At 38.2% G+C, this 21,529-nt stretch carries 28 protein-coding genes; 11 read left to right on the top strand and 17 right to left on the bottom strand.

Features of this window, described 5'->3' with window-relative positions:
* Positions 1-56: 56 nt before the first annotated feature.
* From GGR21_RS09565 to GGR21_RS09545, 5 genes are read right to left on the bottom strand one after another with little or no spacing between them, the layout of a single operon-like run.
* A complete protein-coding gene (locus tag GGR21_RS09565; protein ID WP_183306995.1) occupies positions 57-812 on the bottom strand; it encodes a porin family protein in 756 nt (251 codons plus the stop codon).
* A 14-nt stretch (positions 813-826) separates the two neighbouring features.
* A complete protein-coding gene (locus GGR21_RS09560; protein WP_183306994.1) occupies positions 827-1,696 on the bottom strand; it encodes a TolB family protein in 870 nt (289 codons plus the stop codon).
* 11 nt (positions 1,697-1,707) lie between these two features.
* Positions 1,708-2,625, bottom strand: coding sequence for a TolB family protein (locus tag GGR21_RS09555; RefSeq protein ID WP_183306993.1), 918 nt, complete (start codon positions 2,623-2,625; stop codon positions 1,708-1,710).
* 3 nt (positions 2,626-2,628) lie between these two features.
* Positions 2,629-3,285 carry an outer membrane beta-barrel protein gene (locus GGR21_RS09550; RefSeq protein ID WP_183306992.1) on the bottom strand — a complete coding sequence of 219 codons (657 nt, stop codon included), beginning with the start codon at positions 3,283-3,285 and terminating at the stop codon, positions 2,629-2,631.
* Positions 3,286-3,297: 12 nt separating this feature from the next.
* A complete protein-coding gene (locus GGR21_RS09545; protein ID WP_183306991.1) occupies positions 3,298-4,590 on the bottom strand; it encodes a retropepsin-like aspartic protease in 1,293 nt (430 codons plus the stop codon).
* Between the two features lie 92 nt (positions 4,591-4,682).
* Here GGR21_RS09545 and GGR21_RS09540 point away from each other — a divergent pair, with 92 nt between their 5' ends.
* Positions 4,683-5,066, top strand: a complete 384-nt coding sequence (locus GGR21_RS09540; RefSeq protein ID WP_183306990.1) for a hypothetical protein — start codon at positions 4,683-4,685, stop codon at positions 5,064-5,066.
* A 42-nt stretch (positions 5,067-5,108) separates the two neighbouring features.
* Here GGR21_RS09540 and GGR21_RS09535 read toward each other — a convergent pair whose 3' ends face one another.
* Positions 5,109-5,483 carry a hypothetical protein gene (locus tag GGR21_RS09535; protein WP_183306989.1) on the bottom strand — a complete coding sequence of 125 codons (375 nt, stop codon included), beginning with the start codon at positions 5,481-5,483 and terminating at the stop codon, positions 5,109-5,111.
* A 463-nt stretch (positions 5,484-5,946) separates the two neighbouring features.
* Between GGR21_RS09535 and GGR21_RS09530 the strand changes: the two genes are divergently transcribed.
* Positions 5,947-6,480 (top strand): GNAT family N-acetyltransferase, encoded by a 534-nt coding sequence (locus tag GGR21_RS09530; RefSeq protein WP_183306988.1) that lies wholly within the window; start codon positions 5,947-5,949, stop codon positions 6,478-6,480.
* Here the strand turns inward: GGR21_RS09530 and GGR21_RS09525 are convergent.
* From GGR21_RS09525 to GGR21_RS09515, 3 genes are read right to left on the bottom strand one after another with little or no spacing between them, the layout of a single operon-like run.
* Positions 6,477-7,241: a GNAT family N-acetyltransferase gene (locus GGR21_RS09525; RefSeq protein ID WP_183306987.1), complete on the bottom strand. Its 765-nt coding sequence runs from the start codon at positions 7,239-7,241 to the stop codon at positions 6,477-6,479. The two genes, GGR21_RS09530 and GGR21_RS09525, sit on opposite strands and share 4 nt — an antisense overlap.
* Entirely contained in the window at positions 7,238-8,113 is an 876-nt protein-coding gene (locus tag GGR21_RS09520; RefSeq protein ID WP_183306986.1) for an AraC family transcriptional regulator, read from the bottom strand. The genes GGR21_RS09525 and GGR21_RS09520 overlap by 4 nt, the downstream gene beginning before the upstream one ends.
* Before the next feature lie 6 nt (positions 8,114-8,119).
* Positions 8,120-8,395, bottom strand: a complete 276-nt coding sequence (locus tag GGR21_RS09515; RefSeq protein ID WP_183306985.1) for a zinc ribbon domain-containing protein — start codon at positions 8,393-8,395, stop codon at positions 8,120-8,122.
* A 264-nt stretch (positions 8,396-8,659) separates the two neighbouring features.
* On the opposite strand from GGR21_RS09515, the gene GGR21_RS09510 reads away from it, so the two are divergent.
* From GGR21_RS09510 to GGR21_RS09500, 3 genes are all read left to right on the top strand, one after another.
* A complete protein-coding gene (locus GGR21_RS09510) occupies positions 8,660-9,454 on the top strand; it encodes a hypothetical protein (RefSeq protein WP_183306984.1) in 795 nt (264 codons plus the stop codon).
* Positions 9,455-9,591: 137 nt separating this feature from the next.
* The gene (locus GGR21_RS09505) at positions 9,592-10,011 is read left to right on the top strand and encodes a hypothetical protein (protein WP_183306983.1); all 420 of its coding nucleotides are present in this window, start codon (positions 9,592-9,594) and stop codon (positions 10,009-10,011) included.
* Positions 10,012-10,183: 172 nt separating this feature from the next.
* Positions 10,184-11,152 (top strand): hypothetical protein, encoded by a 969-nt coding sequence (locus tag GGR21_RS09500; RefSeq protein WP_183306982.1) that lies wholly within the window; start codon positions 10,184-10,186, stop codon positions 11,150-11,152.
* A 45-nt stretch (positions 11,153-11,197) separates the two neighbouring features.
* On the opposite strand, the gene GGR21_RS09495 is transcribed toward GGR21_RS09500, so the two are convergent.
* Complete coding sequence (locus tag GGR21_RS09495) at positions 11,198-11,593, bottom strand: hypothetical protein (protein WP_183306981.1); 396 nt, start codon at positions 11,591-11,593, stop codon at positions 11,198-11,200.
* 135 nt (positions 11,594-11,728) lie between these two features.
* Between GGR21_RS09495 and GGR21_RS09490 the strand changes: the two genes are divergently transcribed.
* Positions 11,729-12,097, top strand: a complete 369-nt coding sequence (locus tag GGR21_RS09490) for a YccF domain-containing protein (RefSeq protein WP_183306980.1) — start codon at positions 11,729-11,731, stop codon at positions 12,095-12,097.
* A gap of 117 nt (positions 12,098-12,214) precedes the next feature.
* Here the strand turns inward: GGR21_RS09490 and GGR21_RS09485 are convergent, their stop codons facing one another.
* Both GGR21_RS09485 and GGR21_RS09480 read right to left on the bottom strand, forming a co-directional pair.
* A complete protein-coding gene (locus tag GGR21_RS09485) occupies positions 12,215-13,975 on the bottom strand; it encodes an LIC_10190 family membrane protein (RefSeq protein WP_183306979.1) in 1,761 nt (586 codons plus the stop codon).
* Positions 13,976-14,030: 55 nt separating this feature from the next.
* Entirely contained in the window at positions 14,031-14,513 is a 483-nt protein-coding gene (locus tag GGR21_RS09480) for a surface-adhesin E family protein (protein WP_183306978.1), read from the bottom strand.
* A gap of 138 nt (positions 14,514-14,651) precedes the next feature.
* On the opposite strand from GGR21_RS09480, the gene GGR21_RS09475 reads away from it, so the two are divergent.
* From GGR21_RS09475 to GGR21_RS09455, 5 genes are all read left to right on the top strand, one after another.
* Entirely contained in the window at positions 14,652-15,227 is a 576-nt protein-coding gene (locus GGR21_RS09475; protein WP_183306977.1) for an LOG family protein, read from the top strand.
* Positions 15,228-15,268: 41 nt separating this feature from the next.
* Positions 15,269-15,799 (top strand): hypothetical protein, encoded by a 531-nt coding sequence (locus GGR21_RS09470; RefSeq protein WP_183306976.1) that lies wholly within the window; start codon positions 15,269-15,271, stop codon positions 15,797-15,799.
* A gap of 76 nt (positions 15,800-15,875) precedes the next feature.
* On the top strand, positions 15,876-16,337 hold the full coding sequence (gene bcp / locus GGR21_RS09465; RefSeq protein ID WP_183306975.1) for a thioredoxin-dependent thiol peroxidase: 462 nt from the start codon (positions 15,876-15,878) through the stop codon (positions 16,335-16,337).
* A gap of 22 nt (positions 16,338-16,359) precedes the next feature.
* Positions 16,360-17,382 carry a recombinase RecA gene (gene recA, locus GGR21_RS09460; RefSeq protein ID WP_183306974.1) on the top strand — a complete coding sequence of 341 codons (1,023 nt, stop codon included), beginning with the start codon at positions 16,360-16,362 and terminating at the stop codon, positions 17,380-17,382.
* An 86-nt stretch (positions 17,383-17,468) separates the two neighbouring features.
* A complete protein-coding gene (locus GGR21_RS09455; RefSeq protein WP_183306973.1) occupies positions 17,469-18,554 on the top strand; it encodes a hypothetical protein in 1,086 nt (361 codons plus the stop codon).
* Between the two features lie 48 nt (positions 18,555-18,602).
* Here GGR21_RS09455 and GGR21_RS09450 read toward each other — a convergent pair whose 3' ends face one another.
* Genes GGR21_RS09450 through GGR21_RS09430 form a run of 5 tightly spaced genes read right to left on the bottom strand, consistent with a single transcriptional unit; the run spans position 18,603 to position 21,060 of the window.
* Complete coding sequence (locus GGR21_RS09450; protein ID WP_183306972.1) at positions 18,603-19,073, bottom strand: DUF4252 domain-containing protein; 471 nt, start codon at positions 19,071-19,073, stop codon at positions 18,603-18,605.
* 12 nt (positions 19,074-19,085) lie between these two features.
* Positions 19,086-19,607, bottom strand: a complete 522-nt coding sequence (locus GGR21_RS09445; protein ID WP_183306971.1) for a hypothetical protein — start codon at positions 19,605-19,607, stop codon at positions 19,086-19,088.
* Entirely contained in the window at positions 19,589-20,101 is a 513-nt protein-coding gene (locus tag GGR21_RS09440; protein WP_183306970.1) for an RNA polymerase sigma factor, read from the bottom strand. Before GGR21_RS09440 ends, GGR21_RS09445 begins: the two co-directional genes overlap by 19 nt.
* 1 nt (position 20,102) lies before the next feature.
* Complete coding sequence (locus tag GGR21_RS09435; RefSeq protein WP_183306969.1) at positions 20,103-20,579, bottom strand: DUF4252 domain-containing protein; 477 nt, start codon at positions 20,577-20,579, stop codon at positions 20,103-20,105.
* Positions 20,580-20,586: 7 nt separating this feature from the next.
* Positions 20,587-21,060, bottom strand: coding sequence for a DUF4252 domain-containing protein (locus tag GGR21_RS09430; RefSeq protein ID WP_183306968.1), 474 nt, complete (start codon positions 21,058-21,060; stop codon positions 20,587-20,589).
* Positions 21,061-21,529 lie beyond the last annotated feature (469 nt).

The raw sequence follows: 21,529 nt of genomic DNA, 5'->3' as shown, positions 1-21,529 counted from the left end.
AAGCACGAATTAACATTAAATTAATTCGTGCTTTTTGTTTTATGATAAAATACTGGTTAAAAGAGCCGGAATCCGACCGTTACAAACATATTCATATTGTATGATGAAATTCCGTCTGCTTTAAACTGGTCGATAAAACCGTATTCGTAGCCTATATTCAGCAGGCATCTGTAATATTCTATTCCTACATTTCCTTTCAACCCCATATCGAAGCGCTTAAACATATCGAATGATTTTCCAGCCGTACTGATACTCATAAGATGTCTATTGACCGGATCATCTAGTATCACTCCTCCTTCCAAGGATGTAGCCAGTGCTATTACTTGAGATAATGATGAATTTCCTCCCACTCCATAGCTGAAATATGGCCCTATGGATAAATTCATTCTAATTTTGTCAGCTACGGCAAGCCGATATCCTCCCATAACAGGTATAGTGAAATACCGCGTATTATATTTCCCTCTGATTTCAGTGGCGTAATAATATCTTTTATCCGGATCGATATCACTATTATCGAAATATTCAAGAACTTCTTTTCCCAACATTGTTCCGGATTCTTTGTCTTTTACCTTTGCTCCCTTACTGGAGAACTCAAGTCCCGTTTGCAAAAAGAATTTCTTTGGTAGATTGTATTCTAATGTCACATTGAAGTTATAACCTACTTTTACATTTGTCCCCAGATGTTGTATATCCATGTCCGAAACATTTATACCGGCATTTGCTGTCATGGAGAAAGGCAAACCCTGAGCAAACGATTTTCCACCCATAAGTAGAAGGAAAAGAAAGATAATTGATGTTGTGATTGTTCTCATATTCTGTGTTTTTACTATTGTTCTAATCTGAAACATACAAAGGCAAATTGTTTACCATCGGGTGACCATGAGTTCACATTCAGGCTACCCTGTCCTCCGAATAAATTTATGAGTGTTTTGGGGTGACCCCCATTTTGAGAAATCGCCCGAATCTCTACGTTCTTATATCGCAGATGTTCATGTGGTTCGAGATCCCCTTTCTTATAGGCGATATATATAACGTGTTCTCCATCGGGCGAAATATGAGGAAACCAAGAATTGCGGTCTCCATCAAAGGTCATTTGAATTTGTTCTGTCCCGTCTGTTCTCATCCGCCATACCTGCATCAGTCCCGTCCGTACCGAATTGAACCAGATATACTTTCCATCAGGAGAATATTCAGGGCCATCGTTCAAACCTTCGGATGTCGTGAGACGGGTTTCATCTGTGCCATCCAGATTGATAGTATATACATCCATTTCTCCATCACGATTGGCACAATAGGTTAGTTTTTTGTTATCCGGACTCCATCCGTGCAGGTAGCTGGGCTCTGATGGAGTAACCTGTTCGGGTATCCCTCCTTCGGCCGGGAGAACAAAGATGGTAGGCCTGCCATGTGGTAGCGAGCGGTGGCTTACGGCCAGCCATTTTCCGTCGGGAGACACAAGGTGATCATTGTTGCATTTACTGGCAAATCCCGTATCTATTAATTCTTCCTTTTCGGGTGATGCAACAGAAAGCTTGTAAATCAATCCATCACTGTTATATATCAGATATTTGCCATCGGGTGTCCAATCCGGAGCTTCTATCAGATAGTGGAATTCTCTGATAATTCTTCTTTCATTGGTTTCGATATCAAATATTTCGAGAATACTTGTTACTTTTTCTGGTTGTTGGGTATCCATTAAATGGGGAATTAATTATTTAAACGATAACTGACAAAAGCGATATATTTACTATCGGGTGACCATGAGTTAACATTGACCGTTCCCTGGCCGCCGAATAATTTTATGAGATTTCTGGATTCACCGCCTTCGGTGGACATCACCCGTAATTCCACATTTTTATTTGGCAGGTGCTGGCCTGGCTCCAGATCACCTTTATAATAGGTGAGAAATACGACCTGTTTCCCATCGGGCGATATATGAGGAAACCACGAATTTCGTGTTTCATCAAATGTCATCTGTGTTTGTTCCGAGCCGTCGGCTTTCATCCTCCATATCTGCATCAGTCCTGTCCGTACCGAATTGAACCAGATATATTTTCCACATGGAGAATATTCGGGGCCATCATCGAGTCCTTCGGTAGAGGTCAGGCGTTTTTCTTCACCACCTTTGGCCGGAACCGTATATACATCATAATTTCCATTTCGATCGGCACAATAAGACAAATATTTACCATCAGGACTCCATCCGTGTAAATAACTGGGAGCCATCGGGGTTATCAGTTGAGGGTCTCCACCTTCGATAGGTAAGGTATATATCCGCGATTGACCGTCTTCTTTTGTTCCGTGGCTGACAGCTATTTGTTTTCCATCGGATGAAAGCACATGGTCATTGTTGCAATTGGTGGCGAAGCCAGTATAAATCTTGTCTGGTTTATCAGGATTTGATGGAGATATTTTGTAGAGCTGGCCGCTACTATTGTAAATTAGCCATTTTCCGTCGTATGTCCAGTTCGGAGCCTCGATCAGGTAAGGAAATTCTTTAATTGTAGTTCGTTGTCCTGTGGATACTTCAAGTATCTCCAATATGCTGGTAACATTGCTCTGCTGTGCCTGCACAATGCATAGCCAGATCATACTAAAAACCAAAAGCAGACTTTTTCTTCTCATGCCTTATTGCTTGATAATGTAATTAAATCCTATACCTACCTGAATAGGCGTTGTATTTTTGAACTTCATTACTTCGGGTTTTATTCTCGAAAAATCGAAGGTATTGTATCCCAGCCAGCAGTTGATAGCCCACCGGTCGCTGACGGGGAACTGATATCCTGCCCTGATTTCATATTGAAGGCGGTATTTATGAGCAGAACCCTGCATATCTTCTATTTTATCGAGGTTGAGGTTCATCCGTCCGTAGGAAAGCCTGTTTTCAATGTATACAAACCGGGGACGGTCTTTACTTTCATCATAACCTATCGGCAAATATATCTTAGGTGCTATATACGGTGCCCAATATGTGCCCCGGTAAATATCCTTTGAATGAACATTTTTATTAGGATCATCCAGTTCGTTAACACCCAGATTCGGATCGGGATAGTTCACTTTCTGGTTGAACCCTCCAAAACGAAATCCGGCTTCTATACCAAAAAAGAAAACAAAATCATATTCATATCCCACGCTAAATCCGGCTACTACAGGATTATTTTTTTCACTGTTGAAATAATGTAGCCCGAAAGACATATCTATTCCTGTATTCAACTTATGCCCCTCCTGAGCGTTAATTTGAATAGATCCGAGCAGTAAAACTAAAAATATTATACGTGCTTTCATGTTCTTGTTATTTTATTCAACATCAACAAACATCTGGTCAAAATTGACCGTAACTTTATCAAACAGTTTTATAAATGCCATACCCAAAGCACCGTTTTCATTTCCCTGTGATACGAAAACAGGTTCTGTACTTATTTCCATATTTTTCATATTGAAAACAGTATTCCCAATTTTTAATTCAAATGATGGTAGTCTATAGAATTCTTTCATTCCTACAGACCCGTATCCCCCGCTTAACCGGGAATATTTTGTCCCCAGTTTTTCTATTTCATTTTTGTTTTTCTCATAGAAATTATAATGTAAGTTGGAAGATGAGTTGCCTGTATCGAAGTGCATGATTAGCCTTTCGTCGAGATGATATGTTTTAATATACGGATGGCTGGCATGGATGATCATGTTTCTGCCACTCTGAGGTAGTGGTGTGTGGTGTATCGGAAATATTACTTTTTTCTTTTGAGGATATATTTGTATCTCTCCGGCCAGTTTCATTATCGGTTGCCCAAGTACAGCGTCTACCCTGAATATACTATCCACAGAAGGATTGGACGGAACTACCGTTATCAGAAGATTTTTTAATGTCATATCGCCCACTTTTATGCTGTCCAGAAAGCCTAACCGCCCATATCCTGTACCCGTTCCATTTACTATTAAAGAATCGAAAACAGTTCTGACGTTATACTTTTGAGCCATTCTTTCGGAGAAGAATGCGGAGGTAGGGCAGCCTGAATCGAGGATAAACCGTTCCTCTTTGCCGTTTATTCTTACGGGTATATACATCATATTGCCACCAACTTTCAGGGTATCTATATCAATAGGTATCTCCGTGTCGGCTGATGGACGTAAAAGTTGACTTTTAGGGATGGATCTTAACCTGTCATAATATCGATATGTGTCATATAATGATTTTGTTGTGGCAGAATCCATATGTATAGAGGCGGCATCCGTAAAAGCTTTTATATTGTCTGCCGCAAGTGCGTATTCTTCCATTTCGGCAAGGCTCTGGCTTTTTATCATTATCATCGAAACCACATTTCCGAAGCCTATTTCCTGTTGGAAATTTCTGATAAGGCTATCTGCGTATATACATGTCTCCTTAGGGTTGTTGAATGAAAAATTCAGCATTACTTCCGAGAATATTGTCAACATAGGATGTATGCTGTCCTTTAACAACGCATATTGTTCATCTAGTTCGAAATAATCACTGTTGTTTATCAGTGTACCTATTTTTTCATCAGGAGACTGGGCATACAGGCGAGAGTTAAGGATGAGAGGAATCAAGATTAAAAACAGGCTTACTCTTTTCATTATATATGATTATTTTGAGATAATATCTGCTTAAAATTAACAAAAGATATTTGATAATTTTATATATTGCAGTGTTATTTGTAAAATATACGATGAAAAAACTAATATTTTGCTGTTTGTGTGTATTGGTATTCATGGCCTGTGGCGAAAGCAGTGGTGTTACTGGTCGCTGGGCTATGGAAATGGAAGGAACTAATGATACAGCCTTTCTCTTGCCAAACGATTCTATCTGTGCCCCGGAACTACATTTCTTTAATGATACTATTTATTTGGAAGTACAAGTTGACGGACAGATTGCCAGAAACGATTTCGTAGGGATTTACAGTATGAAAAACGATGAGATCAAAATTGTAGGCCGCTTAGGAGAGGAACGGCTATGCAAATTTAAAATAGTAGATGGAGATACAATGCTTATATCATATTTGTCGGAGCCGGATAAGATAGTAATGCGGTTACGGAAAATAAAAGAGGACTGAAATATTTCAGTCCTCTTTTATTATAAACAAGCAGTATAATGTTTATTTATCTGCAACAGATTCAAATTTAACTTGTTGGCTATAGAATGTCTTGTTTAAGATGGCAAGATACTTTCTGTATTGTGTAGGAGTTAACACAGCCTTTACATTTGCAATATTGAAGTATAATGCATTCTCAGCTTTTTCTTTACTATTGCTGGTCAGGGCCTCGGTCAGCCTTTGCACCGAAGCATAATATATATTATTCATTTCCTGAGCTTGTTCTGGACTTGCGTTCACATATTTTGCAATATCATTGGCTGTAGATGTATTGTTCAATACCCATAATACATTGTACTGCTCTCCGATTCCCTGTTGGGCAAAGCTGCTGATACTAAATGCTACTATTGCCACTAATAAAATTGATAACCTTTTCATAACCTAATACTTTTTTTGATAAAACAATCTTTATAAACTGGACAGACATAAAAAAACAAAGAATACCCAGACTAATTCATGGTATTCTTTGTATCTGTCTATATGTAATTTTATATTCACTATTTATAACAAAAGAGTATCGGAAATGTTCAAACTTTATTCTTTTTGGTGAAAAAATAAAATATAGGCTGAAAACCTGATCATTGATTTTGTTATACAGATAACGGTAATAAAGAGAAGGTATTCAATGATATTGACAGATTGAAGCCTCTGTTATTCCGGGACTGTTTGTTTTAGTGTAACATGATGTATATCTGATTCTTCTGAATAAAACTGAGGTGAAAAGGGTTCTTTTAAGAAAAATAAAGTTATTCTTTCTGAATTCGGTGCAATATTTCATTATTATTGCTGTTCGTTTAAACTTAATTTGTTACCTTTAAAGACCTTATAACCATTTATTACCATGGATAATAAAATTTTAGCGGTAGGGATACGGCAAGAAGAGGCCCGTGATTTTCCTGCTGTTTATAATCTGAATTCAAAAGCTTTTAAAAGGAAAGAGGAGGCTCTCCTGGTGGATAGGTTACGATTGAGCGATGCTTTCATTCCGGAGTTATCGCTTGTAGCTACAATAGATAATAAGGCTATAGGACATATTCTCTTCAGTAAGATTAAAATAATCGACGGAGATAGGGAGTTTGATAGCCTGGCTCTGGCTCCTATGGCTGTGACGCCTGAAATGCAGCGCCGTCGTGTAGGAAGCCGTCTGATTAAGCATGGGCTGGACAGAGCCCGTGAACTTGGTTACAAATCTGTAATTGTGCTGGGACATCCTGATTATTATGCCAAATGCGGATTTGTTCCTACCAGTCGCTGGCTGATAAAGCCACCTTTCAATGTCCCTGAAAACAGTTTTATGGGGATGGAACTGGTCGAAGGTGGATTTTCGGGTGTAAGGGGAACAGTCAGATACGCCCGGGAGTTCGAAGATATTTAACTGTTACCGGTTTTCTCTATTAATTTCTTTAATTTGTCGGGGGTAAATATTTCATTAGAATAATATTTGCCATCCAGAAATACACAATATGTAGTTACAGGAGCTACATGTTCCCGGGCCATTTCTTTTGTTGTTATCTGATGCAGGCGTACAGGATAATCATATGACATGATCACAGGCTCCAGCATTTTTGTATAAGGTATTGTAAACGGGCACTGGGCAGTATAAAAAATATCGATACCATGTATACCTTCTCCCATGCCTTGCCGTGCAGAATTTTTAAATCGGGGCAGAACTACGTTTTTATCGAAACATTTTACCACTAATTCGAAGTAGGGTAGGCAGTTATCGCAAACCTCATAACCTTGTTTTAGCATAAAAGCTTTGTCCGACAAATAGGGTTTCTTCTTATTACCGGTGATCAATACGATACCTTTCATTCCTTGAGATAAGGCGTCGGCCTCACACTCGGCCAACAGTTGCTTGCCATATCCTTTACCTTTGAATGAGCCTGATACCCAGAAACAATTAATATACATATACCCGTTGGCTTCGATAGGTATCCATGCATTTTCAGCCGGGAGGTATTCAATGAAAACTTTGCCCCGGGCATCCAGTTTCTTAAACTTTAATCCCTCTTGTATACGGCATGCAAGCCATTCTTTTTTTGCAGCGATACCCATTTCTGTAGACTTACTGCTCATAGCGCAACAAAGGTGCTCGTTTTGTAAGTTCTTGTCGGTTAAAGTAATGATGTTCATAAATTTCTATTGGCTTTTTTTACAGGTACATAGATTTCAGTTAAGATGTCTTTCTCTTCTACTTGGTCGGGACTGTTGAGGTACTTTTCAAAACCACAGCCTTTTCGCAGCTTATATCCACTCGCAGGCAACCATCTCATGTAAATATTATAATACATATCAAGCAATTTGCTATACGAACCTTTAAGAGTGAATATCGCATACAATCCTCCTCCGATTTCCTGCACACCAAAAGCTCCGAAAGGTTTTATCTCCTTTTCTGTAGTGAAACAGGCATAAAATCGACAATTCTTTGGAGGAGTGATCGTTGGATTGTCGAAGCTAAGGCCTATGAATTCCGTGTTTTTGTTTATCAGATCATGCTGATGGGCAAATTGTCCCAGTCTTTTCCATGCAATACGGTATGATTCGGGTGCTCCATACCAGTCGATGATCCGTATATAGACTATTTTTTTTGATTCTATTTTTCTTATTTCGGGTGTAAGTTCTATTATTTTTCGTTCGTCTTTCCCAAAAAAATTGAAAGGATCCTTTTCCTGTTTTCTGAATGCTGAAGGAGAAAGTCCAAAGTGCTTTTTAAATGCTTTGGAGAGGGCGTGTTGGCTACCATATCCTGTCGAAGTGGCAATATCTTCCAGGCTTCGGTTACTCATCTGCAAGCGTTCGGCAATATATTCGAGACGGATACGATTGATGTATTCACCGATATTTTCCCCGATAATCACTTTAAATATCCGGTGGAAATGAAATCCCGATATATTAGCCACTTCGGCCAGGGTTTGTATACCGGGAGTTTCGAACAAATGGTGATTGATATAATCAATCACCTTGTTCACGGCTTTTTCGTAATCGTTCTGTGTCGATTCTTTCATCAGCGATTATGCTTTTGCCCAGCGTTTCAGATTAGGAAAGTATTCCCTCATAGTCGCACGGGCTTCCTCTTTCGAATACTGCTTTTCAGAATCTTTGTTGAATTCATCCAGATATTCGAGGCAATGGTCTATCATCTCATCCATAGTGCAATCACTGGTGAAATTTCCGTCGGCAAAACAATACGTGCAATAATCTTCATTTTTACTTTTATCCGCATTAGTGCCGAAATCATCACTTACATTCAGCGGCATACCGCAACTTTGACAAAACTTTTGATCCATAATATAAATTTTTAGTGTTCGTATTATTTTATCACATCCGATATGCAAATAAAAGTATTTTAAAGTAAATGATAGTTATCCATTTTTGCTATTTTTATATTGTTGATCGTATATATCTGTTAATTAGATGTTTGTTTGACTTCTGGAAGATGTTTCGGTTAATAAAGGTTAAAGAATTTGTTAACGATTAATCTTTTCGGGATTGAAAACATCAAAGATACAAAGAGATGAAAATTGAGTATTCACATTTTAATACTTGAGGTTATGAAAAAGTTAGTATTAGTATTTGCATTATTGATGGGAGTAACATCATTCTATAATACAGCAGAAGCTCAAAATATAAGCATAAATATAAATATAGGCCGTCAACCTGCGTGGGGCCCGGTAGGATATGATTATGCGGGATATTATTATTTCCCGGATATTGATATCTATTACGATGTAAACGTAGGTTTATTCTATTTCCTCGACAGGGGGAGGTGGGTATCGGCTCATTATTTACCTTATGCTTACCGGAATTATGATTTGTATCGTTTGTATAAAGTTGTATTGAACGTTAATCAGCCGTGGAGATATCATCACAATCACTATAGAGATTATGCAAGATACAGAGGGCATAAAAGCGTACTGGTAATCCGTGATAGTCGCGAAGCCCGTTATCGTGACAGCCGCAACAACAGGGTGGTGTGGTATTCCGATAAGAAATATGATAATCGAAGGGATTATAACAACCATAATAACAGGTATTATTCTAATGATAAAAAAACGAATGATCGTCAGAATCGAAATGACAACTATCGTTCCGATAACAGAAGGGATAATAGCAAGAATAGTGGTTCCAGCAAAAACTATAATTCAGGAAGAGATAATAATAAATCGAATAATAACTATAGCTCCCGTCAGGACAGAAGCAGAAGCGATAAAAACAACAGCTCTCCTGCTAAGTCAAACAGGGATAATTCGAAAAACGAACGGGTAAAGCAGGATAATTCATCTTCCCGGTCAAATAGTAATTATCGCCTGGCTTCTAATTCTGAAAGAGGGGGGCGTACCCGTTAAATAATTAAGTTAAGTTTTGGTGAATCAGAGGAGGGGGTGTATGTTTCGGAAAGATATACACCTTCATCTTTTTAGGTACGAAGTTTAGTTATCTGAAATTTCGCTATCTTTGTATATGGTCTATAACACAAACAGGTATGAAGAAAAATATCGGAATCATAATTTTGTTAGCTCTATTATTTCCCCCAGCTGCCAGATCTCAGGATAACCGTCCTCTGACAAAAGATGATATAGAAGGACGGTGGACTGAATATAAGCGGATAGAGGGAGATGTTGAGAGACAAATTGGCGAATATGCCGACACATATATATTTCGCGAGAATATGGTTTTTCATAAGGGAGAGGCCTCAGAAGGTATTATATTGTTCAATATAGCCGGCCGGTATACAATAGAAGGCGATTCTATTGTTATATCTTATCGCAATTATATAGAGAAAAATGCAAGTAAACAAGAGGCTAAAAAGTTAATACTGAAAGTGCTGTCGCGTTCTGGTGACGAAATGCTGGTACAGGTAGCCGACTACGATTACGAATATAAAATGATCTTGAAAAAATAAAATATAGAATAAATAATATTGCATTGCATTCTTCGTTAAATGTTTATCAGGCTGTTGCTACAAACAACTTATGAGTTAAAATCAGGAAAAAATAATTACATCACTATCTAATTGAGAGATAATTATATATCTTTGTAACATATTTATGCACAATACTTCATTCTACAAAACGATGAAAAAAATCTTATATATATTACTTATCACCCTGATGGGGTTATATTCGTGTGCAACAAACAGCGATGAAATAGATGATGGAGGGGGCGATGGCGGTGAAACCATAGTTGATCTTGAACCGGAGGATGTCTACGGCAAATGGGAGACTTATTATTCAACCAAGTTGATCACGGAGAATCCGGGTACGGGGAGTTCCCAGATATATAAGACTTTCCGCGCTATTGATCTGGACGGGTTTACTTTCGAAATGTATACCGAAAATGGAGAGTACCTTGTTAAAGGATATAATGGAATTGGCGTACAGACAAGCCAGGGGTGGTATGAAATTAAAGATAAAGACAGCATTATTTTCTATATGGATAGTATAAGCCCCAGTAAGGAAGTTATTCCACTAGGAGAACGGCAAGGCCGTAGAGTGCTCGGGGAGCCTAAAAATGGTGTTATAAAGTGGGATAATACCTATATGAGGGTTGCTAAAGACGGAAAAACGAAATATAGCGTGACTGATGTTTATGCAAACAGGGATGTTAATGTTAGTCCTACTGCTAATGATGGCGTAAATCCGGCTAAAGTGAAGATCGATTATGATGATTTATGCCGTGGCAGATGGGTAATCACTGAAGTTTATATATATTATGACAACGTTCTTCAACCGGTGGCTTCTGCCGAAGCACAGAAGACTCTCAGGGGAACTATTTATGATTTCTCCGTTAATGATAAAGGTGAAAAAATAATGACATTGACTGATGGAATTACAGGCAAAGAGACAGAATATCCGGTATATATTACAGACGATATAATAAACTATATTTATACTGATGATGATGGAGAGAAAGCCTCCTTTGGAACATGGATAAAAAAGTTTTATAATGAAGGTAATACTTTTGAAGATACCAAATCGGCACGTTACGATGGGGATTTAAAAGTCGTTGCCGAAACTATTTTCCGTTTCGACCGCGAAATTTAGAAGAATAACAGATATGTAAGAATCAGAGCAGTAAAGTGAAAACGTCTATTGCTCTGTTTTTTTATATTTACGCAAAGTAGTATTATTCAGTAAAATAAGAGAGTCCTGTGTGAGAGCTACTATGCCGAAGGTATTGACCGGGATGCTGTCTGTATATAATGTCAGTTTATAATCGTTTATATAAAATGCGAAAGTAAGAGTGTCATTCAGGTACAACATATATTGAGTACACTTGTTGTCCTCAAATGACAGGATGGTTTGTTCTGTCTCATAATCCATGAACGCTGTATCTACCCTTTCCTCGGCATGGTGAGCATCAACGAGCATCCATTTACCCTGTATCATTTCATGGTTTACCTTGTTACTGTTATATGGTGTGCACACCGAGAAGAGGAACAGGATGCCGGATATGGCGGATATGATATATATGGATCTTTTCATTCTATGATATTTATCACAAAATAACGAAGAATTTTTTATTATAAGAATTTGTATGTCTGAAAAAATATCCGGCAGTGATTCTTAATTCTGTATTTTACAGCTATATTTGTCGAAGATGATGAAATTGAAAAACATATGAAAACTCTTGGAAATATTATCTGGGTACTATTTGGCGGGTTTATGATCGCTATTGAATATTTTATTGCAGGCTTCCTTATGATGATAACTATTATCGGGATTCCATTTGGTATCCAGGCCTTTAAAATGGGGATGCTGGCACTGTGGCCTTTTGGAAGTAAAGTGGTAACGGACGAAAGCTCATCGGGGTGTCTCAGCTTTGTAATGAATGTTATCTGGATAATTATTGGCGGTTTCTGGATTGCACTCACCCATTTATTCTGGGGTGTTTTATTTTGTATTACTATAGTCGGCATTCCGTTCGGAATGCAGCATTTCAAACTGATTCATCTTGCCCTTGTGCCTTTTGGTAAAAGAATAGAATAATCTAAATTTTACCACATATAAGGAAAATTACGAACTGCTATTATAAAATGGATATCAGAGAATGTCTGTTATGATAGATAAATGAAGGGCGTCAAATGGTGATAAAGCCTTTTGTTATTATTTTCTTTTTGGTCTGAATCCTTCCTGAAAAGTAGCCCCCCGTGCTTCTATATCTTTGATATTTTGATATTTCATCGGATCATCTTCTTGCAATATAATGCATGGGAACGGGGCATCGAAACAGACAAAGCGGCCATTAGGTATTTCAGGCGAGTTGCTGACATAAAAAGTGAGGTTTTCGTCGAACCGGTAAGGATAGAATTCATTGACAAAAGCTCCCCAGGATTTAAGCATTTCCTTGTACGAGAAAGGTTTGTAAATAGCAGAGTATACAGGTCGCGCCGATATTCCGCTGTTATTGAGATTATATATATTCGAGAATCTGATAGTGCGGTTGACAGGCCAGTATATCATTATCGCAGTAAACATAATCAGTATAGTTTTACCTATTACCGGATATCTTTTCTCTTCCCGTGTGGAAAAAAGCATGAAAACAACATAATACATCAAGGCAAACAATATACCTCCGGCAAAGCGGGGATCCGGTCCTCCGGTCACCCAAAATAGTAAAATAGCCACCAGTACCAGAAATAGAAAATATGTTATACGATTCAGGAACTTTTTCTTTATTAGGCAATACACCGTAATTAAAGGTGCCAGAATGAACGAGCTTATATAAGCGTTATAGAAGAGCCAGTTTGGTAAATTAGAAATATCAAAGTCCCAATTTTTCAGGAACCATATCATACTGTTAAATACGTTTACTCCACAAGTATAGATAAACTCGCGTTCCTGCATAGCTATTTCTTTCGGAATTTTCCATTCCACATTGAATATGTCTATTTCGTAGAACGGAAAAACCAAATACCCCGTTAATATAACATTTCTGATCATCCACAATGCAACTATAATACTTCCTGTTGATAACAGAAAAGAGATACTGCGCCATCCTTTTCCTCTTATTAGCAGAATGAGTGAGTATAAGGAAATGAGGCATAGTGGAGCTATAGATAATTTAAAGGTAACTAGTGATATCGGTAGTAATATACAAAGTAACAGCTTATTCTTTAGTTCGGCAGGATATAGCAATAATCTCGCTATCAGGTAAAAAGCGACCACATTAGGGATGGCATCGGTAGATGTCGCTGCAAAACTATAGGCAAAAGCAAAGATATATCCGGTAAAAACGACCAGCAGTAATACTCTCTTTACCTCGTAGCCCGATTGTATTATTTCTTTAAATATCCAGCAGAGGATATAGAGAAGAATTAGTACCTGCACCCCATATACAGCTTCTCCAAATAAGAATCGTAATCCGAAGATGGGTGCAAGCAACATATAATTCGAATTAAAACCGAATCTGTATTCTATATTGCCCAGGCCGGGTATTGTTGCATATTCTTCGTTCCACCGGATATTCTGATGATGGTAGTACAGCGAATCGAAAATACCCACCTGCCATAGTATTACAACCATAAAACCGATGATAGGCACGATAAATGCAAGAAGTTGCCATAAGGAATATTTTTTGATGCCTGCTTTCATGTTTTTGAGCATCATCTCGAAGCGTTTTTGTCTGCATATCCAGTAAATAACGCTCAAAATCAGAAAAGAAAATAATATATACTGGTTAGATGGCAGCCAAAAAGAAGTGAGCGAGAGTGGTATAAGCATAAAGCACATTCCCAGAAGGAGCGTGTCGGTTAGTCCGTATTGTTCGTTCAGCCGGCAAAGTTTGTTGTATAGTAAAATAAGAAAGTCTCCGAATGACAGAAATACTATCGAAATAGCAATCCAGGAGATGATAACAGCGATCATTTTTCTATTGAATCGAATTAGAATGCAAAGATACGAAAAAAATTACAAAAGCTTTTTATTGCTGATAGTCACATACAAAGAAAAAAGTATAGTCACCTATTGTTTCTTTTGCTATCGGCACCCATTTCAGATTCTTTTTGGCTGTTGTAGTCTTCAATATACTTTTTCCAGTTGAATCAAAATCTTCAACACTAAGTGTTCTTGATTGCTGGTTTACACAGTCGTATTCCCGTTCGTAAATGCAATAACTGAAATCGCTCCATTTTTTTGCTTTTTCAGGTTTGTCCATTCGGTCCCGTATTTTGTCTGTATATAATTTCCTGCTTTCAGAAGTTGTGTAGACTCGTTTTTCATAGGCATAAGCGCGCCCGTTTTCAAATCTGATACTGGTAGTATCAGTATAAATATCAACGCTTTCCGGAACAACAGCAACATTGAACCAATCTTCAGGTTTTTCCTGTTTATTAGCTATTTGTGTACTCTTACACCCTGATAGCAGGGTAAAGAAAAATAGAATTATAATGGATAAATATCTCATTTTGTAGATTTGTTTACTTATTTGTTTGATAAACAAAGATAAATTATCAAAAGTTTTCAACAGCATTTTTTAATACTAAAATTTGTATGCAATAAATTATTATCTTTGTTATGCATATTTGAGAGTATATTTTATTAGATGAAATACATATCGGTTTTTTGCGGTTCATCTTCCGGAAATGAGAAGGTGTTTACTGAGCAGGCCAGATTACTGGGACAAACAATAGCCCGTAGGGGGTATGGAGTTGTATATGGTGGAGCCCATGTCGGATTGATGGGAGCGGTTGCCAGCGGAGCATTATCCGAAGGTGGCGAGGTAATTGGTGTAATTCCGGAGTTTCTGAAAAAGAAAGAACTGGAATACAAAAATTTAACGCAGATGTATGTGGTTGATACAATGCATGAACGAAAGGCGAAGATGAACGAGTTGAGTGATGCTGTTATTGCTCTTCCGGGAGGGTACGGTACTATGGAAGAACTTTTTGAAATACTGACATGGGGACAGCTTGCTTTACATCGCAAGCCTGTGGGTTTGTTGGATATAGATGGGTTTTACGAGCCACTGATAGCCATGTCAGAAAAGATGATAGAAAAAGGCTTCTTAAAAGAAGAATACCGTGATCTTCTGATTGTAGATGATAAAATAGATCTATTATTGAAAAAAATGGAAGCATTCGTTCCTCTCATTAATGATAAGTGGTTTGAAGTAACATAAATAGCACACAAAATTAAGGACTAACACAAATTCTACTGAAGATGAAAACAATACTTATTATATCCTTTATACTCTGCTTGGCAGGAGCGGGATATGCACAGAGCACGGGGAAAGTGACAACTCGCAACGTGGAAATGAATAAAAAGATAGACAACAAAAAAGGATATAATTATTTTTTGTTGGACATGATTAAGGATACAGACGTTGTTTATACCGAATATGAGGAATTGATACAAAGGGTGTGGGACAAGAAAGTGAATCTCAACTTAAACGGAACTTCGGTGCAACCTCTCAAAAAGCTGGATAAAATAAAACAGACAGTGATTGATATGCCGGTCTTTAAAGGTGGAATTGAATATCAGGAATCTGTGTTGACATATATAGATGTAGTAAGGAAAAAGATCGTTCTGCTTGAAAAATATGGTATTCTGGGAGCAGATTCCAAATCGGACGTCAAGGAATATAACGATGCGGCTATGGCATTTAATGAAGCGACTAACGAAGGGATAGATGCCCGGAATATTGTCAGGCGTAAGAAGAACGAATATGAGAAAACCGTGTATATGGACTGAGAAGAATTATGAATTATAAGTTATGAGATTGAATATTATATTAACTATTTACTGGTAACTGTTTACAGAACAAATTATGGCATTAAATATAGGAGATAAAATACCTGAAATATTAGGTGTAAACCAGGAAGGAAAAGAAGTGAAAGCTTCAGATTATGCGGGAAGCAAGCTTGTACTGTACTTTTATCCGAAAGACAGTACACCCGGGTGTACGGCTGAGGCCTGTAGTTTCAGGGATAATTTTTCGGAATTGCGGAAAGCCGGCTATCAAATACTAGGTGTGAGTGTGGATAGTGAGGCTTCTCATAAAAAATTTATAGAGAAGCAACAATTGCCATTTCCTCTTATAGCCGATACCGGTAAAAAGCTGGTCGAAGCTTTTGGTGTATGGGGAGAAAAAGCATTTATGGGGCGGAAATTTATGGGTACTATACGTACTACTTTCCTCGTAGACGAATATGGACTGATAGAAGACATTATTGGGCCTAAGCAGATAAAGACAAAGCAGCATGCAGAACAAATACTGAATAAGAAATAAACTAATAAACGGAAGAAAAATAATGGCAGAAGAAAAAGAAAAGAAAGCAGCGCCTAACACCGAAAAGCTGAAGGCTTTGCAGGCGGCGATGGACAAAATAGAAAAGAGCTACGGAAAAGGCTCGATAATGAAGATGGGTGATGACAAAGTGGATGAAATTGCAGTTATCCCCACCGGATCTATCGCATTGAATGCAGCACTAGGTGTAGGTGGTTACCCTCGTGGCAGGGTAATCGAAATATATGGCCCGGAATCGTCTGGTAAAACAACATTGGCTATTCATGCGATAGCAGAAGCCCAGAAAGCCGGGGGTATTGCTGCCTTTATCGATGCAGAACATGCGTTCGACCGATTCTATGCAGAAAAACTGGGGGTTGATATAGAGAATCTTTACATCTCACAGCCTGATAGTGGAGAGCAGGCTTTGGAAATAGCCGAACAATTGATACGGTCATCGGCCATAGATATTATTGTGATCGACTCAGTGGCAGCGCTGACTCCAAAAGCCGAACTCGAAGGTGAAATGGGTGATTCCAAAATGGGATTGCAAGCCCGCCTGATGTCGCAGGCACTACGTAAACTAACAGCAGCTATTAACAAAACAAGCACTACCTGTATATTCATCAACCAGTTGCGCGATAAGATCGGCGTAATGTTCGGTTCGCCCGAAACAACAACCGGTGGTAATGCCCTTAAATATTACTCATCGGTACGTCTTGATATTCGTCGCATAGGACAGCTGAAAGACGGAGATGAAGTGAAAGGAAGCCAGACACGTGTGAAAGTAGCAAAGAATAAAGTGGCGCCTCCTTTCCGTAAGGCCGAATTCGATATTATGTACGGAGAAGGTATCTCCCGTTCGGGCGAGATCATCGACTTGGGTTCAGATCTGGGTATTATCAAAAAAAGTGGTTCATGGTACAGCTACAATGATACGAAACTCGGACAGGGACGCGAAGCGGCAAAAGATACAGTGAAGGATAATCCTGAACTGGCCGAGGAACTGGAAGCTTTGATATTCGCAGCATTAAAAGATAAGAAATAATATTAACAGCAATCAGATAAAAGCCCTGAAGAGATTGTCTTCGGGGCTTTTTCTTTATCTTTACGTTAATACAATATTTGCCGGCTATGAAACGTTTACTTGCCTTTATACTTTTCATCATCGCTTGCCTTTCGGCTTTTTCCAATATGTCTTCACCCTATAGAGATGGCAACCGTACGTCGGAAGCATATTCCAGTAAGGATATAGATATTCTGAACGAACGTATCGAAATAGTACTGTATAAAATGGGGCAGGCGAAGTTTTCCATTATCTATACTATCCGGTCGGATAGGAGGGGAGTTCAGATACCTTTGATCTTTGATACAATGACTGACCACTATACATCTGATCAGGGCGAATTTAAGGTATGGATAAATGATGAGGAGACGTCAGTTCACTCAATACCTTCTACTTACGAGAATCCAAATGCTTTACGCTGGATAGATTCGATAGATGGCTATCTCAATTACTCGAGAAAAGAGATACCCAACCTTATCGGGCTTAAATACTTTGAAGTGGATATTCCCGAAGGGGTTAATAAAATACGGGTAGAGTATATAGCCGAAGCAACCAGGTATTTAGGAGGTGCTGTCACTGAGTTTATTTATAACTATAACCTGGAACCAGCACGTTACTGGCGCTCATTCGGTGACTTGCATATTAAGGTAGATGCATCGGAAATAGGAACTGTGATAGAAACCGATCTGCCGGACTCCCCGTCTTTCGAAACCTTGAAGGAATGGCATTTTACCAAACTCCCTCAGGATACATTTACATTATCGTATACGCCTGAAGTAAGTAAATTTGCCTCTTTGTTGATAGCTATTGAAGGGGGTGGGCTGGCCCTGATTTTCGCAGCTTTACTTGCTGTCGTGCATATCTGGTGGATACTTCGTTATCGTAACGAAAATCCAAAGAAGAAATACTCATGGGCAGTGATCGCCGGTAGCCTTGCGGTTCCATTTGTCTTTTGCGTTCTCTTTATGCTGCTTCCCGAAGTTGTAGACTGGGTTATCGGAGATTATGCCTCACGCAGGCATGGATATACTTTCCTTATATTCTTTATGTATCCTATTATATTTCTGGTGTATTTCCTTGTTGCATGGCTTGTGGATCTGGCAAAGAAGCAACGAATAAGAAGACTGGCTAATGATGAAAAAGCTCCGGAATGATCCGAAGCCTTTTCGTTACCGTTTTGTTTAAAAGAATAAGTAGCGGGTTTATTTCTTGCTGTCCATCACTTTTTGTATGTCTTCTGCCGTAAAGTTACCCATGATACGGATTATGGTGCAATCGTCCGGCTCGTTGACAAACATGATCAGGTCTTTGAAGCGGTCTTTCTCTTTGTGAGCGTAGAATGTAACATTATCGGTTCCGTCTTTTATTTTCATCAGCGTTTCATACGTTTTTGATTTTGTTAAGGCTTCCACTTCTTTTCTGATGATGTTATTCGCTTCTTTGTTACCGTTGGTGTTATATATCTCCAGTTGTTCCAGTTTCCCGGCAAGGCTCTTTATATCCGCTCCTCCTGTATCCAGGTTGGGCATCATGTTAAGGAGAGATTTGGATATATATACAGTTGTTACATCTTTATGATTCGATAGCTTTTCGAACATGTCGCTGTTTTGTGCCTGCGCGGCCATCAGGCCTAACATAAGCAATAATGAAGTGAGTATTATCTTTGTTTTCATGACTTTTTCTTTTTATTGTTTGAAAGTTTTATTTAGTATTTCGTTGGCTTTGTTTAGATTAGCCGATGCAAATTCGACTTGTTCCACCCCTTTGTTGAAATTAGCAGATAACAGCATAAGTGCTTCCTGCGCTTCTTTTATTTTTGCCTGATCTTCTACCGAAACCTGACTTGTAAGAGACGGTTTGTCCGGATTGATTGTTTCCTGTCCTTTGTTGAAGTATAATCCTGCGGTAATAAGTAGAGCTATTCCGGCAGCTATACTACCTACCTGTATCCATAGTTTTTTTCTTTTCTGTTTGATTTTTTCTTCATCATCCAGTTTGTCTATCAGGATATTTAGCTTGCTCTCGAGCTTTTCAGGGACTTCAATGGGATCATTCTTGTACATATTCAGAAAGAGTTCTTTTTCGTCCAGTAAATCATCGGAAACATCCTTGCCATTGAAGTAATCAGACAGTATTTGTTCTTCCTCAGGGCTTGTTTCCCCGTTGTAGAAAGCCTCGATCAGTTTTTTTATTTCGCCAGTGTCCATTGTTGTTCCATTTTTAAGAATTGTTCCCGTACCATTTTTCGCGCTCTCGATAAGATTACCCTAATATTTCCGGCACTTAGTCCTGTTATCTGTTCTATTTCCTCGTCAGAGTATCCGTCCCAATGTTTCATCATCATTACCTGCCTTTGCTGATCTGGTAGTTTATGTATCAGTGTCTTTATTTGTTTTGCGTTGTCCTGTAGCTCTATCTGATGAGCTAGGGATTCTTTTTCGGGAATATCCATATCATACGATGTTTGAAATTCATGTTTTGTTTTTCTCAGATGATCTAAACATGTGTTTCGAAGTATGATGATAGAAAAAGCTTCGGGATTTTCCACATTTTCCAGATCGTCCCTTTTATTCCAAAGTTTAATAAAAGTCTCCTGGACTATATCTTCTGCATTGGCAACGTTTTGCACCATGCGATAAGCAATTCTGTATAATTTCTGATGATATGGGAGAAAAACTTTTTTAAAAGTTTCTGCATCCATCTTATTTCTTCTTTTGTTGTTCTTTTACAATTTCAGCAATATCTTCTTCTGTAAGGTTACCTGTCATTTTGACGAAGACAATATCTTCTTCATCTATGACAATGACATAAACGGATGTAGTGGAATCGTCCTCTTTATGCGATATGATACGTACTTTGTCTGTTCCGTCCTTTACAGTGAGTAATGTTGCAAAACCATTGCCATCTTTAAAGTTTGATAACTCGTTTGCCAGACTGTCACTCAATTCCACCGGGCCATTTTCTAAGACGACAACTTCGACGCTGGTTAACTTCTCCACTACGGATGGTAAATTTTCCTTCTGGCCTTTTAATGAAGTATCAAGGGTTTCTTTATTCACAACCTGGTGAACAGCTCCTTCTATTTTAGCCAGATCAGCCATTATTTTATTCAGATCCTGAGCAGAAGTTGTCAGGCTTATTCCTGCTACCAGTACTAATAAGAGTATAAATTTCTTCATTGTCGTTTTATTTTGAATATTCATTTACTAATTCAGCTATATAATCCTCCTTTATTTTCCCCGATAGTTTTATAATTGCCGGATCGTCTTTGTCCATGCATAAGAAAACCATTTCGCGGATATAGTTCTTTTTATCTTTCTTTATCATAATGCGTACACCTTCCTGACCATCTTTCACATACATGAGAGTTTCATAACCATTTCCGTCTTTGATCTTATCAAATTCTTTCTTCAGATCTTGCTTATACTTCTGGTCACAATCAGACAGGTCATACACTTCAACCCCACTGAGGCTTCTTAGTTCGGGAGCATCATTAAATCCTCCGCACATTTTTGCCAGAGACATCAGGAAACCTCCCACTTTTACTTTTTCTACTCTTTCGGCTCTTGCTGCCTTTTTAAGCAAATTATCTACATTTTGGCCATAAGCCACAGTACTCAAAGATAAAGCTAATATCAGAGGAAATACATACTTTTTCATAATAGTTTATATTGTATCGGTTAATAATTATTTCAAGTAAATTGGTTTTCTAATGATAAGACGGAGCAGGTGAAAAATTTGTTACAACAAAACATATATATTTTTTGAAATTAATGAAAACCAGTTGCAGAGCTTGTGAAAATCAGGTAAGGGCTCTATAATTGCTAGATTATAGTCGTTCGTTTTTAACTAAAACCTGACATTTCTGACAGATTCTTTCCTCTTTGATCACTTGCCTCCTGCTTTAGCTGGAGGAATACTAATGAGATTTTTTTATTATTTGTACCCTCCAGCTAAAGCAGGAGGCAATTAATATTTTAACCAAAATCTTACAAACCATACACTTTTTTCATTTTTTCAAAGATCGCTTTTTATTTATTCTTAAATGCTTTAGCTCCTCTTGCTCCTTTAACCTATAGATAAAGTTTCTGAAATAAAATGCAGATTCTGTTATTATAGATAAGCGTGC

Origin of the sequence: Dysgonomonas hofstadii, assembly GCF_014196915.1 — a bacterium.
GTDB lineage: Bacteria > Bacteroidota > Bacteroidia > Bacteroidales > Dysgonomonadaceae > Dysgonomonas > Dysgonomonas hofstadii.
The sequence above is the reverse complement of the archived record's forward strand: the minus strand, read 5'-3'. Positions and strand labels throughout refer to the sequence as shown.

Bases quoted from the DNA above. Each gene is read 5' to 3' on its own strand.
- GGR21_RS09500 (WP_183306982.1), top strand. From the start codon at position 10,184: ATGAAAAAAATCTTATATATATTACTTATCACCCTGATGGGGTTATAT.
- GGR21_RS09545 (WP_183306991.1), bottom strand. From the start codon at position 4,590: ATGAAAAGAGTAAGCCTGTTTTTAATCTTGATTCCTCTCATCCTTAAC.
- GGR21_RS09470 (WP_183306976.1), top strand. From the start codon at position 15,269: ATGAAAACAATACTTATTATATCCTTTATACTCTGCTTGGCAGGAGCG.
- recA (WP_183306974.1), top strand. From the start codon at position 16,360: ATGGCAGAAGAAAAAGAAAAGAAAGCAGCGCCTAACACCGAAAAGCTG.
- GGR21_RS09435 (WP_183306969.1), bottom strand. From the start codon at position 20,579: ATGAAGAAATTTATACTCTTATTAGTACTGGTAGCAGGAATAAGCCTG.
- GGR21_RS09515 (WP_183306985.1), bottom strand. From the start codon at position 8,395: ATGGATCAAAAGTTTTGTCAAAGTTGCGGTATGCCGCTGAATGTAAGT.
- GGR21_RS09565 (WP_183306995.1), bottom strand. From the start codon at position 812: ATGAGAACAATCACAACATCAATTATCTTTCTTTTCCTTCTACTTATG.
- GGR21_RS09445 (WP_183306971.1), bottom strand. From the start codon at position 19,607: ATGGACACTGGCGAAATAAAAAAACTGATCGAGGCTTTCTACAACGGG.
- GGR21_RS09495 (WP_183306981.1), bottom strand. From the start codon at position 11,593: ATGAAAAGATCCATATATATCATATCCGCCATATCCGGCATCCTGTTC.
- GGR21_RS09490 (WP_183306980.1), top strand. From the start codon at position 11,729: ATGAAAACTCTTGGAAATATTATCTGGGTACTATTTGGCGGGTTTATG.
- GGR21_RS09520 (WP_183306986.1), bottom strand. From the start codon at position 8,113: ATGAAAGAATCGACACAGAACGATTACGAAAAAGCCGTGAACAAGGTG.
- GGR21_RS09480 (WP_183306978.1), bottom strand. From the start codon at position 14,513: ATGAGATATTTATCCATTATAATTCTATTTTTCTTTACCCTGCTATCA.
- GGR21_RS09525 (WP_183306987.1), bottom strand. From the start codon at position 7,241: ATGAACATCATTACTTTAACCGACAAGAACTTACAAAACGAGCACCTT.
- GGR21_RS09540 (WP_183306990.1), top strand. From the start codon at position 4,683: ATGAAAAAACTAATATTTTGCTGTTTGTGTGTATTGGTATTCATGGCC.
- GGR21_RS09535 (WP_183306989.1), bottom strand. From the start codon at position 5,483: ATGAAAAGGTTATCAATTTTATTAGTGGCAATAGTAGCATTTAGTATC.
- GGR21_RS09505 (WP_183306983.1), top strand. From the start codon at position 9,592: ATGAAGAAAAATATCGGAATCATAATTTTGTTAGCTCTATTATTTCCC.
- GGR21_RS09440 (WP_183306970.1), bottom strand. From the start codon at position 20,101: ATGGATGCAGAAACTTTTAAAAAAGTTTTTCTCCCATATCATCAGAAA.
- GGR21_RS09430 (WP_183306968.1), bottom strand. From the start codon at position 21,060: ATGAAAAAGTATGTATTTCCTCTGATATTAGCTTTATCTTTGAGTACT.
- GGR21_RS09510 (WP_183306984.1), top strand. From the start codon at position 8,660: ATGAAAAAGTTAGTATTAGTATTTGCATTATTGATGGGAGTAACATCA.
- GGR21_RS09560 (WP_183306994.1), bottom strand. From the start codon at position 1,696: ATGGATACCCAACAACCAGAAAAAGTAACAAGTATTCTCGAAATATTT.
- GGR21_RS09550 (WP_183306992.1), bottom strand. From the start codon at position 3,285: ATGAAAGCACGTATAATATTTTTAGTTTTACTGCTCGGATCTATTCAA.
- bcp (WP_183306975.1), top strand. From the start codon at position 15,876: ATGGCATTAAATATAGGAGATAAAATACCTGAAATATTAGGTGTAAAC.
- GGR21_RS09530 (WP_183306988.1), top strand. From the start codon at position 5,947: ATGGATAATAAAATTTTAGCGGTAGGGATACGGCAAGAAGAGGCCCGT.
- GGR21_RS09450 (WP_183306972.1), bottom strand. From the start codon at position 19,073: ATGAAAACAAAGATAATACTCACTTCATTATTGCTTATGTTAGGCCTG.
- GGR21_RS09485 (WP_183306979.1), bottom strand. From the start codon at position 13,975: ATGATCGCTGTTATCATCTCCTGGATTGCTATTTCGATAGTATTTCTG.
- GGR21_RS09555 (WP_183306993.1), bottom strand. From the start codon at position 2,625: ATGAGAAGAAAAAGTCTGCTTTTGGTTTTTAGTATGATCTGGCTATGC.
- GGR21_RS09475 (WP_183306977.1), top strand. From the start codon at position 14,652: ATGAAATACATATCGGTTTTTTGCGGTTCATCTTCCGGAAATGAGAAG.
- GGR21_RS09455 (WP_183306973.1), top strand. From the start codon at position 17,469: ATGAAACGTTTACTTGCCTTTATACTTTTCATCATCGCTTGCCTTTCG.